Source organism: Streptomyces fildesensis, from assembly GCF_016107395.1.
Classification (GTDB): domain Bacteria; phylum Actinomycetota; class Actinomycetes; order Streptomycetales; family Streptomycetaceae; genus Actinacidiphila; species Actinacidiphila fildesensis.
Genome location: NZ_JAAIKO010000337.1, coordinates 1 through 248, shown reverse-complemented (window position 1 = coordinate 248; position 248 = coordinate 1). Strand labels below are relative to the sequence as shown.

At 48.0% G+C, this 248-nt stretch carries 1 protein-coding gene; it reads left to right on the top strand.

All coding sequences use genetic code 11. The features are described 5' to 3' along the window. Positions 1-248, top strand: a 248-nt coding sequence (locus tag C6N31_RS43120; protein WP_306665091.1) for a 2-oxoglutarate and iron-dependent oxygenase domain-containing protein, incomplete at both ends; no start/stop codon positions are given.

Here is a 248-nt window from a genome sequence, read left to right as displayed (position 1 = left end):
GGCCTACAACAGCTTCAGCGACGAGATTCCGGTGATCTCGCTGGCCGGAATCGATGATGGGGAGGAGATTAGGAATGAGATATGCGACAAAATCGTTCGTGCGTGTGAGGATTGGGGCATTTTTCAAGTGATTGATCACGGAATTGACGAAAGAGTTATTGCAGATATGACTCGCCTAGCTAGGGATTTCTTCAATATGCCTCCTGAAGAGAAGCTGAGATTTGACATGACCGGCGGAAAGAAAGGTG